Origin of the sequence: Nonlabens arenilitoris (genome assembly GCF_002954765.1) — a bacterium.
In the GTDB taxonomy this organism is placed as follows: domain Bacteria; phylum Bacteroidota; class Bacteroidia; order Flavobacteriales; family Flavobacteriaceae; genus Nonlabens; species Nonlabens arenilitoris.
Window position 1 is genome coordinate 2620912 of record NZ_MTPW01000001.1, and the last position, 14771, is coordinate 2635682.

General features: G+C 35.7%; 11 protein-coding genes. 2 read left to right on the forward strand and 9 right to left on the reverse strand.

What is annotated here, in order from left to right:
• Window positions 1–2 precede the first annotated feature (2 nt).
• Window positions 3–1010 carry a P-loop NTPase family protein gene (locus BST92_RS11650; protein WP_146105154.1) on the forward strand — a complete coding sequence of 336 codons (1008 nt, stop codon included), beginning with the start codon at window positions 3–5 and terminating at the stop codon, window positions 1008–1010.
• 100 nt (window positions 1011–1110) lie between these two features.
• Here the strand turns inward: BST92_RS11650 and BST92_RS15250 are convergent, their stop codons facing one another.
• From BST92_RS15250 to BST92_RS11660, 3 genes are read right to left on the reverse strand one after another with little or no spacing between them, the layout of a single operon-like run.
• Complete coding sequence (locus tag BST92_RS15250; protein WP_281257037.1) at window positions 1111–2820, reverse strand: endonuclease; 1710 nt, start codon at window positions 2818–2820, stop codon at window positions 1111–1113.
• A 23-nt stretch (window positions 2821–2843) separates the two neighbouring features.
• A complete protein-coding gene (locus BST92_RS15525) occupies window positions 2844–3128 on the reverse strand; it encodes an endonuclease (RefSeq protein WP_281257006.1) in 285 nt (94 codons plus the stop codon).
• 54 nt (window positions 3129–3182) lie between these two features.
• A complete protein-coding gene (locus BST92_RS11660) occupies window positions 3183–4391 on the reverse strand; it encodes an RsmB/NOP family class I SAM-dependent RNA methyltransferase (protein WP_105071611.1) in 1209 nt (402 codons plus the stop codon).
• 140 nt (window positions 4392–4531) lie between these two features.
• Between BST92_RS11660 and BST92_RS11665 the strand changes: the two genes are divergently transcribed.
• Entirely contained in the window at window positions 4532–5608 is a 1077-nt protein-coding gene (locus BST92_RS11665; protein ID WP_105071612.1) for a WD40/YVTN/BNR-like repeat-containing protein, read from the forward strand.
• A 278-nt stretch (window positions 5609–5886) separates the two neighbouring features.
• Here BST92_RS11665 and BST92_RS11670 read toward each other — a convergent pair whose 3' ends face one another.
• The 6 genes from BST92_RS11670 to BST92_RS11695 form a co-directional block, all read right to left on the reverse strand.
• Window positions 5887–7320, reverse strand: a complete 1434-nt coding sequence (locus BST92_RS11670) for a DUF6794 domain-containing protein (RefSeq protein ID WP_105071613.1) — start codon at window positions 7318–7320, stop codon at window positions 5887–5889.
• Between the two features lie 70 nt (window positions 7321–7390).
• On the reverse strand, window positions 7391–9586 hold the full coding sequence (locus tag BST92_RS11675; RefSeq protein ID WP_105071614.1) for a B12-binding domain-containing radical SAM protein: 2196 nt from the start codon (window positions 9584–9586) through the stop codon (window positions 7391–7393).
• 63 nt (window positions 9587–9649) lie between these two features.
• Window positions 9650–10222, reverse strand: a complete 573-nt coding sequence (locus BST92_RS11680) for a uracil-DNA glycosylase family protein (RefSeq protein WP_105071615.1) — start codon at window positions 10220–10222, stop codon at window positions 9650–9652.
• The gene (locus BST92_RS11685; RefSeq protein ID WP_105071616.1) at window positions 10222–11172 is read right to left on the reverse strand and encodes a tRNA dihydrouridine synthase; all 951 of its coding nucleotides are present in this window, start codon (window positions 11170–11172) and stop codon (window positions 10222–10224) included. The genes BST92_RS11680 and BST92_RS11685 overlap by 1 nt, the downstream gene beginning before the upstream one ends.
• A gap of 2 nt (window positions 11173–11174) precedes the next feature.
• Window positions 11175–12860, reverse strand: a complete 1686-nt coding sequence (locus BST92_RS11690; RefSeq protein WP_105071617.1) for an RluA family pseudouridine synthase — start codon at window positions 12858–12860, stop codon at window positions 11175–11177.
• 87 nt (window positions 12861–12947) lie between these two features.
• Window positions 12948–14768 (reverse strand): ABC transporter ATP-binding protein, encoded by a 1821-nt coding sequence (locus BST92_RS11695; protein ID WP_105071618.1) that lies wholly within the window; start codon window positions 14766–14768, stop codon window positions 12948–12950.
• Window positions 14769–14771: the final 3 nt, after the last annotated feature.

Genomic DNA, 14771 nt, shown 5'->3' on the forward strand with positions numbered 1-14771 from the left:
CTATGAGGCTACTGAAACTGTACAATGTTTTCTGTTTATTATTGACCATTTCCCTATTAACCAGTTGTGGTTATAGCACTACAGAAGATGATAAATATCCCGATATGGCAGAGTTTCCTGAGCTGGATAGCACAGGAATTGAATTAGAGAAATATCATATTGATTTTAATGAAGTATACATCATCGGTGATGAACTATTGGGAATTTCATTTAATGAAAAAGAGATTTATGCCGTACGAATGGATCAGTCATTTGACAAACTGGATTCTGTAAAAATCAGCGAGTATTACTATGTGTCACCAGATGGGTTTGTTTATTTTAAAAAACAGGATGATAGAATTGCTAAAGTGCACTATCTAGAAAAAAGGTATCAAGATCTAGAAGTACATCCTTTTTTTAATGAAAGGTTTTATGAGTCAAAGCTTGCAGAACTAGCGCCTCAATACGATTTTGATGTGATTGAAAGAGCTACTGAAAAAGGTAAAGATTCTATTAGAGATATCGCTGCCCAGCACCATTATGACCAGATTAAAAATCGAGTGATTCCAGATATTACTAGCTATCACACATTGGATAATGATGCTTACTTAAGTAACGGCTATGTAAAACTAGGAGGCTTAATTATTCAAACGCAGGACGGTGATTTTTATATTCCTAAAGATATCAAAGCGCATCGCTGGCATCAAGAGTTTAGATCAAGAATAGACTGGTTTAGATTACTTGAAGATATTGATCAATTACCAACGGTTGAAAAATTCAGCACTTTTAACCACACATCTGAAGATTATTTAACGCTGTTTGATCAAGCGGTGATAGAAAATAGAGGTTCTGGTAATCACTATGTTTTTGGGTTTTATCCGGTGACCTATGATTATTATACTCTTGAGTTCAACGGCAAAACGGCAAAGTTTAAATCCTATGATAGTGTGATGAGTGCATTACATAGTCCAGATGGTCGCACGGTGATAATATATGATAAACAAAAAGGCTGGTATCGTGTAAGATCGTAATATCCATGATGATTTAAGACGTGTACATCGATTAGTTTTTCCATAAAAAAAGAGCTTCAATATTATTGAAGCTCTTTTTTATTAAGTATATAAAGTGGTATTACCTTACGATAACTTTAAAGGTTTTGCTTTGTCCTTGAGAGATCACGTTCACAAAATAGATACCTGTATGATTGATAATTAAACCATCATTATCGGAATAGTTGCTTTTAATTCTTCTTCCTGAAACGTCATAAACGGTTACATCTTCTATCAACTCATCATTATTAAAATGAAAGACACCAGAAGATGGATTAGGATAGATGCTTAAATTAATGAATGCATTGTCCACTATACTAGCGGTACTTCCATAGGTGTGAGTACCTAAATCGCTAGAAGTATCTTGTGTGAAAACATCCCATTCGCCTACTTTATCAAAAATAGTATTAGGACCAGTCACACTAGCTTTGCGCACTAGAGTTTGATCTTTTTCAGAGTCGGCACTGCTATTAGGATCGCCTACTACATCTAGTAATGCACCAGCTCTAAATAATCCAACAGCATCGTTACCATTGAAGTTCATGGGAGCGTTACTTGTATTATCATCTGCTTGAACTACAGGTACACTCAACATTGCTCCACTGTTTATAATCAAATAAACATCCTGATCAGCCAGTGTACCGATCAACGTTCTAGGACTAGCCCAGCTACCACTACCATTAGTGCTTATTTGCAAGGTGTAATTAGATAAATCTACAGGTGCACCGGTAAAGTTTGCAATTTCAATAGCTTTATTGTTACCACTACCTTCTATATATTCTGATATAAATAAATCACCAGCAACACCAGAACCACCATTAGGGTAAGTCACGATGGTGAAATCATCTGGTAGATTATCACCATCAGAATCGTTATTAGTAAAGTTATTAGGATCATCACTAGCTACATTTAAGGAACCGTTAGTTCCTGCGGCATTAAAATCTGCAGCAAGCAATAATTGATTAGTGATGCAACCACAGCTATTGGTAGCATCTGCAGCAGTTAATACATAAGTAAAAGTACCGAAAGGATCATTTAAAGTCTGTCCAGCAGCAAGACTAGCCACTTGATTACCAGGATTAAATGTTCCTAGTGGCGAGGTAGCTCTTAAATTATAAAGTGTGGTGGTTCCTATGTTTGCTATAGTATAGGAATAGTGTATTTCATCACCAGCGTCTGCAATAGAGTTTGTATTGACATCTACATAAGTACCCGTTAGTGTAGGGAATAAAGTCCCGTTTCCAGTACTGCTACCGTTACTCCATATCATCGCAACATATTGTGGATTATCTATATATGGATTTCTATTACCTTGAAAGTTATAAATCTCATTATTGCGTTCTATCTCACGTGGACTAACAGGATCTTGTGCGTGCCAGATTAACATTTGATCAATGAACCATTGCTCATACCAGCGATTTTGAGATCCATCTCTAGGATCATAATTAGACGCATTAGGATTATCCCAAGAAGAATCATTATAATGATCTTCATAACGAGTGGCAAAGTATAACATCATGCGAGCCACATCACCTTTAAATTCATCAATAGGTTCAAAAACTCGATCTGTATATCCAGGAGATATTGAATTTCCCCATTTACTACCATTTGCATAAGTAGCTTGAGCAGTTCCTACTTCTCCAAACGGATAATTAGAACGCCCATTATTTACAAATCCATCTGTAGGAATCACATGATGCGCATCGTGACGTGGAGTAGGATTTGCAGAGCTATTAAAAAATCCTTGCGGGAAAATATGCTCTCTATTGTAACAAAGTCCTTCTTGTGTAATGCTAACGCCGCTACAGTCCTGAGTTAATCCAAAGTTATATGAGTCTGCACCAGTAGGGTTTCTGAATAAATATCAAGTATCGTATTGGTTTGCGTACCATTATCATAATAATCATCGTTATCTGATGTTGCATATAGAGTATATAGTGCATCATAACTTTGCGGATTATGGCCTGCAGTAATAATATTTTTTAATTCTGTCTTAAGAGGATATCCTGTTAAACCGTTAGCTGTGTTGTAGTATCCAGCAGGGATTTGTCCTGTCGCACTAAGGCATATTAAAAAAAATAAAAGAAATAGATTCTTCATAGTTTGTTTTATTTCACTTTTAAAAAAGCGTGATGTGTATTATAGTCGTAAAAACTATTTTTTCTTCATTAAAGCCATGTAAAAACCATCAAAACCATCTCTATGAGCTAGTAATGACTGCTCTTCAACAAGCTCAAAAGTAGCACCAGCCTCAGATTTTAAAAATTCTTGTACTTGATTTTCATTTTCTGATGCAAGAATAGAACAAGTAGCATATACCATCATACCATCGGGTTTAACTACTGTACTGTAACGTTGCAAGATGTCTTGTTGCGTGGCTCTTATCTCATCTATAAACTCTGGTTGAAGTTTCCATTTTGCATCCGGATTGCGACGTAAAACACCGAGACCACTACATGGTGCGTCTATAAGCAAACGATCCATTTTACCGGCTAATTTCTTAATGACTTTAGTAGAATCTATTAAACGTGTTTCTATATTATGAGCGCCTGCACGGCGAGCACGGCGTTTTAATTCGTTTAATTTACTTTGGTAAATATCGGTCGCTATAATCTGACCTTTATTTTCCATTAATGCCGCTAGCTGTAAAGCTTTACCACCAGCACCAGCACAAGCATCCATGACACGCATTCCAGGTTCTACTTGTACAAATGGAGCGATAAGTTGTGAACCAGCATCCTGTACTTCAAAGAGTCCATCTTTAAAGGCCTGCGTCATAAAAACATTTGCTCTTTCTTTAAGAATCAACGCATCTGGAAACCGTTCATGTTGACTTACCGCGATTTCTTCAGACTGCAGTTTTTCCTTAAGTTCTGCAGGTGTAGTCTTTAAACTATTAGCTCTCAAAACAACATCAGCCTGTTTATTTAATGCACTAGCTTCTTTTTCCCAGATACCACCCAATTCTTTAAGAGCTAGTTGATCCATCCAGTCTGGTAAGGACTCTCTGTAAACACGATTTTTACTTAATTCATCAAAACGACCTTTGATACGTCGCTCTGGTGTGTTATAATACTCTTCCCATGCAGGTACAGCGTGTCCTTTAAGAACAATCCATACCGCAGTCATGCGCCATAGGTCTGCCGGTTTAAAAGGTTCGTGTACATTGGCAATCTCTGCATATAACCTTTTATATCTTACGATATCATAGGTGGTTTCTGCAATAAAACCTCTGTCACGAGAACCCCAACGAGTATCTCGTTTTAATATTTTTTGAATTGCTTGATCTGCATATTTACCATCATTAAAGATGTTATGCAATGCGTCTACGGTAGCCTGAACTAAATTATGATGAAATCTCATTTTGCAAAAATACGTTTATTGCAGCTCATCTGTAAAAAATGAAGCGTCCTTTTTTATTTGAAAACATTGTTGTGAATTACGCTTTCGCGAAAGCGTAACATTTATATCTAAAACATTAAAAAGGTCATTATTTTTGTAACATGAAAAAACTAATTTATATTCTTGCTGCTATAGCAGTGTTGTCGTGTAAAGAGTCTGAAAATAAGACTCTTGAAAAAGAGATTGATACATCAATAGCTACTGATGCTACCATTGAGATCACTCCAGTTTTAACCGATTCTATAAGTGTGAGAGCGCTAGATTATGGTAATGGAAGTTACTGGTATGCAGGAAGTAAAGGTAGTTATGGAAGTATAGATGCTGCCACTGGATCGCCTACACGTGGAGTCATTAAACTTAATGAAGATGATGATGTTGAGTTTAGATCTATCGCTACTACCGCTAACTACACTTATATTTTAACGGCAGGTAATCCTGCTTTAATTTATAAAATTGCTCATAAGGATGGTGCTGTAGAACACGTATATACTGAGGTAGAAGAACGAGTGTTTTACGATTCTATGAAGTTTTGGAATGATGATGAAGGAATTGCTATGGGAGATCCTATGGGTGGATGTTTTTCTATCATTAAGACTTATGATGGTGGTAAAACATGGGGAAAACTACAATGTACTGAATTACCTGATTTTGTACCTGGTGAGGCTGCGTTTGCAGCAAGTAATTCAAATATTAAAATATTAGGTGATCAAGTATGGTTAGTTACAGGTGGTGCAATGGCACGCGTTATTTATAGTAATAATAGAGGATCTAACTGGCAAATTTATAATACACCTATCATTGCTGGTGGTGAAATGACTGGAATATATGCTGTAGATTTTTATGATAAAGATTTAGGTGTGATCATAGGTGGAGACTGGAATAAAAAAGAAGGTCAAAAATATAATAAGGCAATAACACATAATGGTGGTAAATCATGGAATTTACTAGCTAATGGAACTGGTCCAGGATATAGTAGCGATATCATCTTTATACCAGATACTAATGGACAGGAGTTACTAGCGGTAGGTTCACCAGGTATATGGTGGAGTGGTAATCAAGGTAAGGACTGGAAACAACTATCTGATAAAGGATTTTATACGGTAAAAATGATAGATTCGATAAACGGCTATCTAGCCGGTAATAATCGTGTCTCTAGCTTTAAAATAAGCAGAAATTAAGGATTAAAAGTCGTTAATCTATGTTAAAGTGTAAAATCATTATCGACGAAATGCATATTTATAATTTTATCAATAATTTGTTAATCAGTAGGTTAGCTTTTTATCGATATTTAATTCGTTAAAAAACACTGATAAAATGCTTTAAACTTAAACACTGCTGTATATTTGACACGGTTTAAGTAAATAAGCAAAGTCTTTGAAATACAAACGTTGTTTATTAAAATAAAGCGGTGGAGATCGCTTAGAAAGAGAGGAGAAGTCCTCTCTTTTTTTTTGCTCTAAATTCTAGGATGTGTTCGTTCCCAGTTTCTGGCTACTTGAGATTCTCTCTTTAGATATTTAATATATTGCGCTACAATAATACCTGAAATCTTTTTTGGGTCGTGAAAATTGCGTTCATTAAAGTAGGTTTTTAGTCTAGACCCATCAATAATACCCCAGTTAGTTCTTATCCATATACCTAGTCCACCTGCGTCAGAGTTGTATTTATCTGGTTGATTTTCTAAGGATACCAGAATTTTACGTTCTTTTTCTGGCATAATCTTATCTAATTGGACAAAAGATTCTTCAAGCGATCTAGGGATATAAAATCCATTGATAGTATCTAGTCGTTCTCTTCTGAGTTGTTCTTCTTTAACAGCTTTATTAAATGCTATTTTTTCATCTCTCGCAACGTTGTCATTAGGATTGCGATAAGACATAGCATAGTAGTTGAAATATTGCTTAGGTAATTCATGATCTATAGTTGCTGGATCAAATCTCAAGTCGTCTATATACTTGATAAGATCTTCCTTATCAAATCTAGGATCTACATCTAAAGAAGTCAATTCTAAGAACCCAAAACGTGTCATATAGCCAGTCATAGAAATATGATATAATTGAAACTCGCTAGCAGCTTTTTTATCATTCCTAGAGACCGACTTTAAATTATATCGTTTCTCTAAAAGACGATTTAATGTCTCACCTGATTTTTTTTCAATAAATTGATCGATGGTCATTCTGGTCTTAGGAACATTAAGAATCGTAGTCTTGGGACTAGGGAAGTCCTTGATAAATGGATAAAGCTTCTCAAAATCGACATTCTTTTCTAAAACTAAATCATCGGTATGAAATACACTTATCTTTTTCTGACCGCTTACTGTATAAATTATATTATCCTTTACGACAAGCATTTTATGATGCAACCATTCTTCATCTTCATCCATACTGCGCAGCACCTTTTCATAGTCTGCTTTTCCATAGTCACTTCTCTTATAGTCAATCACAGCATCATAGTTATTATATAATACAGTACAATTATTTTCCTTACTACTACAATCAGCATATTGATCTGTGGTAAAGCTGCCAAAGAGTAGTCCTTCTTTATAAACCACTACATTATCATATTCCTTTTCTGGTCTATATTTTTTGTTTTGATAATAAACAACTATTCTACCATCATTTGAAAGTACAACGCGAGTACTGTTATCTAATAACATGTCAAAAGATCGTGGTATCTGATACATCAATTGATCGCCATCATAGACATATGATACACCATCTAGGTTTCCTGGTGTGTTATTAAATGCAATAGATTTTATTTTAAAAGATCCGTTTTCTGAAAAAGTTTCAGAAACAGGTATGCTATTGAGTCCGTCTTGTGCGGCAGCTATTGATATCCCTAATATCAACAGCATAAGTACGATGTACTTCATATAATATGCTCTTTTCATAGCTACAAAGTAAGCATAAAACTACTTTGATGTCAATATTTTATAGGGGCAAAACTTTTAAGTGAGTGTTTTATAAGATTAAAAACCCATGAGCCTTAAGTTCTTCCATAGGTTCTGAAAACCAGAAAGCATCAAATTGTTCCCATTGCGATTCATAACTTTTCTTCATGGCACCATAGGTCATTATGGGGCTAACTGTAGGTACAGACTGTTCTAATTGATCTATCAACCAGTCTGCTTTTGATTCTTCCAGCTCTATTTCAAACCAATCAGTGGCTTGGTGAAATTGAAGTTTTAAAGTGTTGATTTCTTTGCTTTTTTTTAATATCGTAGACGCACCTATTAATGGTGAATTCCCTAACCATACCAATTTGTGATTAGACTTAGGTGCTCGATAAGCATTGTGATTTAAACAATCCTCGATATAATGTGGATTAATTTGACTTTGAGGAATGTCAAATTCAAACCATTCTTGTAAATCAAGTTCAAATCCTATACCGTGCATGTAGTTGAACAATGATTTTTTTAAACCATAACTAAACTTTGCGTGATTAACTCCAGTAGAATCTTCAAATTGCACATCATTATTAGCAAATGATATAGGTTTCAATTTTGGTGTAATACTATATCGCTCAGGATTCATACCTACTGGGCTATGTGCTGTAAGTGCAAACTGATGCCAAAATCCTGACTGTATGATACCTAATTCAAATAGCTGTCGTACCATTTCTAGACTGTCTACTGTCTCTTGCATTGTTTGTGTAGGATATCCATACATTAAGTAAGCATGTACCATGATACCAGATTCTGTTAAGTTTCTAGTCACTTGTGCTACTTGAGCAACGGTTACACCTTTGTCTATCAATTTTAATAAGCGGTCAGACGCTACTTCTAATCCACCAGAAACGGCTATACAACCACTAGCTTTTAGTAAATGACATAGATCTTGAGTGAAGTTCTTTTCAAACCTGATATTTGTCCACCAGGTAACTGATAGTTTTCTCTTAATAATCTCTAGTGCTAATGCTCGCATTAATGCTGGCGGTGCTGCTTCATCAACAAAGTGAAAACCACTTTCACCAGTTTGAGTTATCAATTGCTCCATGCGATCTACTAATATGCCAGCAGCAACGGGCTCATAAAGTTTAATATAATCTAGGGAAACATCACAAAATGTACATTTTCCCCAGTAACAACCATGTGCCATGGTCAGTTTATTCCAGCGACCATCACTCCATAAACTGTGCATAGGATTTGCAATTTCTATGACTGATATATACTCATCCAGTAGTAAATCACTATAATCAGGTGTTCCTACTTGACTTTGTTTATAATCACTTTGGGTACTATTGATTTTATATACAACCTCATTATTTTCTAAAATAAAAGTGCGTTTAAAAACGTGTTGTTGATGCTGATCTAAAACATCTTTTACAATCAATTCTAGCGGTAACTCACCATCATCTAATGAGATATAATCAATAAATTCAAACACGCGTACATCAGTCACAGAGCGTAATTCAGTATTAGCAAATCCACCACCGAAAGCGATTTTAATATGAGGATAATGCTTCTTAATATACTGACCACATCTCAAAGAACTATATAAATTTCCAGGAAATGGAACAGACAGACAAACCAGTTGAGGTTGCACTTCTTTAATTCTTTTCTCTAAAATGTTCAGTGTGATATCATCAATAGCAGTGAGGTCACTTTCTAAATGGTCATAGATTTCATCAAAGCTGTTAGCACTCATTCCTAAACGCTCTGCATAACGACTGAACCCAAAGTTTTCATCGACACATTCCTTAATAAAGTCTGATAAATCTTCTAAATACAATGTAGCCAGATGTTTTGCTTTATCCTGCATTCCCATATTACCAAAAGCCCATTCCATATCATCTAACTGCTCAAATCTAGACGCTCTAGGTAAATAATTATGAGTACAAATTTGTCTAGCCAGTGTATCGTTATGGCCTTGTAAAAAGGAAATTACAGGTTCCAGTACTTGTAAATATTGATCTTGTAAGGCGTAAATGCGCTGGCTATTTTGAGATGTAATACTTTGATTATCAAAAGCCAGATCGAACATTGATTCCATTCCATCTTTTGAAAATAAAGCAAGAATCACTTCTATTCCTAAATCCATCTGGAATGAACTCACATCTTTGGTATTCAAGAAACCTTTGATGTAAGCTGTCGCCGGATACGGTGTGTTCAGTTGGGTGAACGGTGGCGTAATTAGTAATAAATCTCTTTGTTCCATAAAGTAAGTGACAAAGGTAAGTGATTGACACTATAGAAATTTTCTGTTTTAGTAGATGCTACTTTAACCAAGTATGCATTTTATTTCATTTTTAAGTTCCGGAAGAACTAATCTTTTGAACCACTCATTTTTAGCTTGCCAAATATTATTTCTGGGTGATGGATGTGGTAATACAAAATATTTAGGTAAATATTCTTGATAGTTCTTAACCGTTTCAGTTAAAGTCTTTCTGCTAGATTCTTTGAGGTAATAATCTTGTGCATATTTACCTATAAGTAGAATGAGTTCCACTTCTGTTAAATGACTTAATAACTGATTGTGCCACAAAGGAGCACACTCTTTTCTAGGTGGTAAATCACCTGTTTTACCTTTTCCTGGATAGCAGAATCCCATAGGAATAATAGCAAATTTTTCCACATCATAGAAGTCCTCTCGTGATATGTTAAGCCATTGTCTTAAATTCTCACCACTTTTATCATTCCACGGTATACCCGTTTTGTGTACCACAGTTCCTGGTGCTTGTCCTATTATGACTATTTTACTTTTTTTGTGTGCTGTAACGATGGGTCTAGGACCTAACGATAAATGTTCTTTGCAAACCGTACATTGTGATATGGTCTTAATTAATTCTTTCATTAATTGATAACCGTCTTCAAATTATCATTAACAGCCTGCTTATAAGCTCGTGGATTATTTGCTTTTTTAATCGCTTTAAAAGCCTTTTGCGGATTAGGAAACGTTTGTGACCAGTATTCCCAAAAACCTTGCATTTTCATCTTGATAGGCGTTGGTCCTTGTAGAAAATCATCATACTCTTGATAAATCGTATCGTGAAATTCACGGAAAATTTCCCAGCGATTTTCTGGATAAACTTCGGTATCTGACTTGATCATGCTCGGTAGAAAAGGATCTGCGATAAGTCCACGACCGATCATCCAGTGGTCGATGGTTGGGAATTGTTCCTGCATTTTTCTAAAACCAGCAACTGTAGTTATGTCACCATTATAATAAAGTTTAGTTTTAGTAGTATCTAGACAGCGCTGGAATGATGCTAGATCCACGCCACCTTTGTATAGTTGCTTGCCTATACGTGCGTGAATGGCTATATTTTTAATAGGATATTTTTCTAGAATAGGAAAGGTGTCCAGTATCTCTGTAGGTTCTAGATATCCCATTCTCATTTTCATAGAAACAATCACATCGGTCTCTGTATGAACGCGATCCAGTATGGCATCTATTTTAGAAGGATCACAAATCAAACCACTTCCCATACCTTTTTTAGTCACCATAGGGTAAGGACATCCTAGGTTCCAATTCAATTCTTTATAACCTAAAGACCTGATGTATTTTACAGCTGTGATGAACTCATCGGCACTGTTAGTCATTACCTGCGGAATCAAATCAGGTACATGATTATTTTCTAGTTGTAAATCGCGCTGGTATTTTGCACTGATTTCTGGCTTATTATTAAACCTGATATAAGGTGCATAAAAGGTGTCTATACCACCAAAGTACTTATGTAGCGCATTCCTAAAACGGAACTCTGTAAAACCTTGTAATGGTGATGATAGAAGAGTAAATGACATATTTAAAAAGGTACAGGTGCTTTAAAGGAAACTGATTTACCAGTCACAGGATGAATAAATTTTATAAACTCAGCATGTAAATGTAAACGATTTGTTGCTGTACCATATAGATCATCTCCTACAATCGGTGCATTCAATCCACTGGCATGTGCTGCGTGAACTCTTAACTGATGTGTGCGACCGGTAATAGGATAGAAGTGAACTAAGGTGTGTGCATCACGACGCTCAATCACTTGATATTTAGTGCGCGCTTCTTTACCGTAGTCATAGCATACTAATTGTGTAGGTCTGTTATCTAAATCAACACGCAATGGAAGTTCAATCATACCATTTTCGTTCTCTAAAACACCATCGAGCAATGCTACATAACGTTTAGTGATAGTACGACTCACAAATTGCTCTTGAATAAAATGATAATATTCTAAGTTTTTTGTGGCTACTAAAATCCCAGATGTTGACATATCTAATCTGTGTACTAAAATAGGTCCCGTAGCTTCTGGATATAACTCTTTCAGTCTACTATATACACTGTCTTTTATAGTTTTACCAGGCACAGATAAAAACTCCTCGGGTTTATTTACAATAATAATGGCCTCATCTTCATAGATCACATCCATCGTTTTTCCTACGGCAGGATTTACGAGCAGTGGATTGTCTTCAACGTCTAATCCTTGCAGCATATGGCCTAATATAGGTTCACACTTACTGCGACAAGCTGGATAAAATTGCTTGTGTTTTCTGATTTGTGATTTAGACGATTTTCCCCACCAAAATTCTGCAAGGGCTATGGGTTTTAACGCTTTCGCGAAAGCGTATTGCAACAATTTAGGTGCGGCACAATCTCCTGTAGATGCTGGTGGAGCGCCTAATTGAAGTTCATTAAAGATTTCTAATACATTTTTGCGTTCACCACGAGCATTGAGTAATGCATACTGCTTAAAAATCCAATCCTGTAATTCTAATGATTGCTGTCTACGTTGCTGGGTTAGCATTTCCATTTGCTGTTGATATTGATCAACGATAACTTGAAATGGTTGCTGCTTTTCTAATAGGTAAATCTCATATTCTCGATAGAGAAACTTCTGATTGAGATGTTGTTGGTGTTGTAAAGCTTTAAGCTTTTGAAATTCTTGCTCGTCTAGAGTTTTAGAGCTTTGTCTAAGTTGTGCTTTAAGTTCTCGAGACTGAAGTTTATGTTTTTTGCGCTGTGCCTCAAGTAAAAGGGATGCCTTTTCTTTTAAATAGTTAAGATTATTTAAAGCGGTAGTGTACTCCTTAGTTTGTTCTAACGCTGCTACCTGATTACTTAACTTTGTAAATTCTTTAAACTGCCCATCACAATAACTTTTATCAAAATCCTCAACATAAGCAGCTGGTACAAAGGGATCAATATCCATAGTTCCATCTATCTGGCCGCTAAAAGCAGATAGATATCCTAGTTCTCCTTCTTCTTTTTGTACGACCAGTACACCAAACATTTTTCCTGCGGCTTCTCCAGCACCTGTCTTTTCATTCCAAAAGTTGTGTTGCCAGTCTTGTGGTTGTTCTAAATATTCTTGTAATTCACGAGTCGCTATTAAGGACAACTCATGTGGCTCATAGAAAATAGGAAACGTAAACTTCTTAGGAATAGAGATTCCTGTTATGTCCGTTTTAAAAAGAGTAAAGCAATTTTCTAATGAAGGCATTAAAGCTAGTTATTATTTAAAAACCTCACTGGTTTTCCATACCGGTGAGGTCATATTTTTATTATTTAATATTAATATTCTAAAATGTTACAAACTCTGCATTCCTACCAGACCATTATATAAGCCTTTCATTTCAATCAACTCGGCATGCGTTCCTTGTTCTGCAATTTCACCTTTATTCATGACGACTATGTTGTCCGCATTTTGAATGGTAGAAAGTCGGTGAGCAATAACTATAGACGTTCTATTTTTCATCACTTTCTCAAGTGCATCTTGAACCAGTCTTTCACTTTCTGTATCCAGTGCACTGGTTGCTTCATCGAGAACTAGTATAGGAGCGTTTTTAAGAACCGCACGTGCAATAGAAAGACGCTGTTTTTGTCCACCACTTAGTTTTCCACCACTATCACCTATGTTGGTATGAATTCCTTCAGGAAGATCTTTTACAAATTCCCACGCGTTTGCAATTTTAAGAGCGTTGATAACCTCTTCATCACTCGCATTTTTATTTGCTAAAGCAACGTTGACAGCAATCGTATCATTAAATAAGATTGAGTCTTGAGTTACTAGTGCCATTTGGTCTCGTAAACTTTTAAGGGTCACATCTTTAATATCATGTCCATCAATGGAAATAGTTCCTTCTTGAACATCATAGAATCGAGTAAGTAGATTTGCAATAGTACTTTTACCAGAACCACTTTGACCTACTAAGGCGACACTTTTTCCTTTAGGAATATGAAGAGAGAAATTTTTAAGTACTGGTTCGTCCTCATAGGCAAATGTGACATTATTAATGTCTATACCTTGTTTAAACCCATCAATATGAACTGCACGAGGCTGATCGACTATAGAGTTCTCGGTATGTAATATTTGAAGTACACGCTCAGCAGCGGCATTTCCTTTTTTAACACCATAACTAGCTTTAGAAAGTGCCTTTGCAGGTGTGAGAATGGCATAAGCTAATCCCATAAAGGTAATAAAGGTAGAACCGGCAATGGTGCCATCTACTAAAACCATGCGTCCACCAAACCATAGTAGAACTCCTATCACTGCAATACCTAAAACTTCACTTACTGGGCTGGCAAAACTTTTACGTTTATCAAGACTGTTTGTAAATCTACGGAATCTGCTAGTGGTTTTCTCAAAGCTATCCTGCATGCGTTCTTCTGCGTTAAAACCTTTAATGACTTTAAGTCCACCTAGTGTTTCTTCTAGTTGAGAAAGAACAGCGCCTTGTTCTTTTTGTACCCGTTCTGATTTACTTTTTAAACGTTTACCTATAAGCGATATGATGTAACCACTAATTGGTATAAATACTAAAACAAACAAGGTTAGTTTAACGCTAAACATTAACATCGCGGCCAGCGCAAATATGATATTGAGAGGTTCTTTTACAATCAATTCTAGTATGGATAAAAAACTACTTTGAATTTCTATCACGTCTGTCGTGGCACGAGAAATGACATCTCCTTTACGTTTCTCAGAAAAATAAGAAACAGGAAGATTCACAATTTTCTTGTACAAATCATCGCGTAGATCTTTCATAATTCCAGTCCTGAAAAAGGTCAAGAAATACATTCCTAAATATCCAAATACATTCTTTAGAAAGAAAAGACTTATCACTAGAACGATCATTAAAATTAACGCTTGTTCTTGGTCGTTTTTTGCAACTTCAGATACGTAGTAATTCACATATCCTTCCACAAACTCTTTTGTTTTAGTAAAATCAGTCCAGATAGGTTTTTTATAAACGACCTCAGTTTCTTGAAATAATACCTGTAGTACAGGCATTAAAGAAACAAATGATAACGTACTAAAAAATGCAAAGAGTACATTACTTATTATATTGAGTACAGCCCATTTTCTGTATGGTTTTGCATACCCAAGAATCTCTTTGAAATAATTCATTAA

Excerpts from the sequence above, each read along its gene's own strand:
- BST92_RS11650 (WP_146105154.1), top strand. The coding sequence starts at position 3 with ATGAGGCTACTGAAACTGTACAATGTTTTCTGTTTATTATTGACCATT.
- BST92_RS15525 (WP_281257006.1), bottom strand. The coding sequence starts at position 3,128 with ATGAAGAATCTATTTCTTTTATTTTTTTTAATATGCCTTAGTGCGACA.
- BST92_RS11660 (WP_105071611.1), bottom strand. The coding sequence starts at position 4,391 with ATGAGATTTCATCATAATTTAGTTCAGGCTACCGTAGACGCATTGCAT.
- BST92_RS11665 (WP_105071612.1), top strand. The coding sequence starts at position 4,532 with ATGAAAAAACTAATTTATATTCTTGCTGCTATAGCAGTGTTGTCGTGT.
- BST92_RS11670 (WP_105071613.1), bottom strand. The coding sequence starts at position 7,320 with ATGAAAAGAGCATATTATATGAAGTACATCGTACTTATGCTGTTGATA.
- BST92_RS11675 (WP_105071614.1), bottom strand. The coding sequence starts at position 9,586 with ATGGAACAAAGAGATTTATTACTAATTACGCCACCGTTCACCCAACTG.
- BST92_RS11680 (WP_105071615.1), bottom strand. The coding sequence starts at position 10,222 with ATGAAAGAATTAATTAAGACCATATCACAATGTACGGTTTGCAAAGAA.
- BST92_RS11685 (WP_105071616.1), bottom strand. The coding sequence starts at position 11,172 with ATGTCATTTACTCTTCTATCATCACCATTACAAGGTTTTACAGAGTTC.
- BST92_RS11690 (WP_105071617.1), bottom strand. The coding sequence starts at position 12,860 with ATGCCTTCATTAGAAAATTGCTTTACTCTTTTTAAAACGGACATAACA.
- BST92_RS11695 (WP_105071618.1), bottom strand. The coding sequence starts at position 14,768 with ATGAATTATTTCAAAGAGATTCTTGGGTATGCAAAACCATACAGAAAA.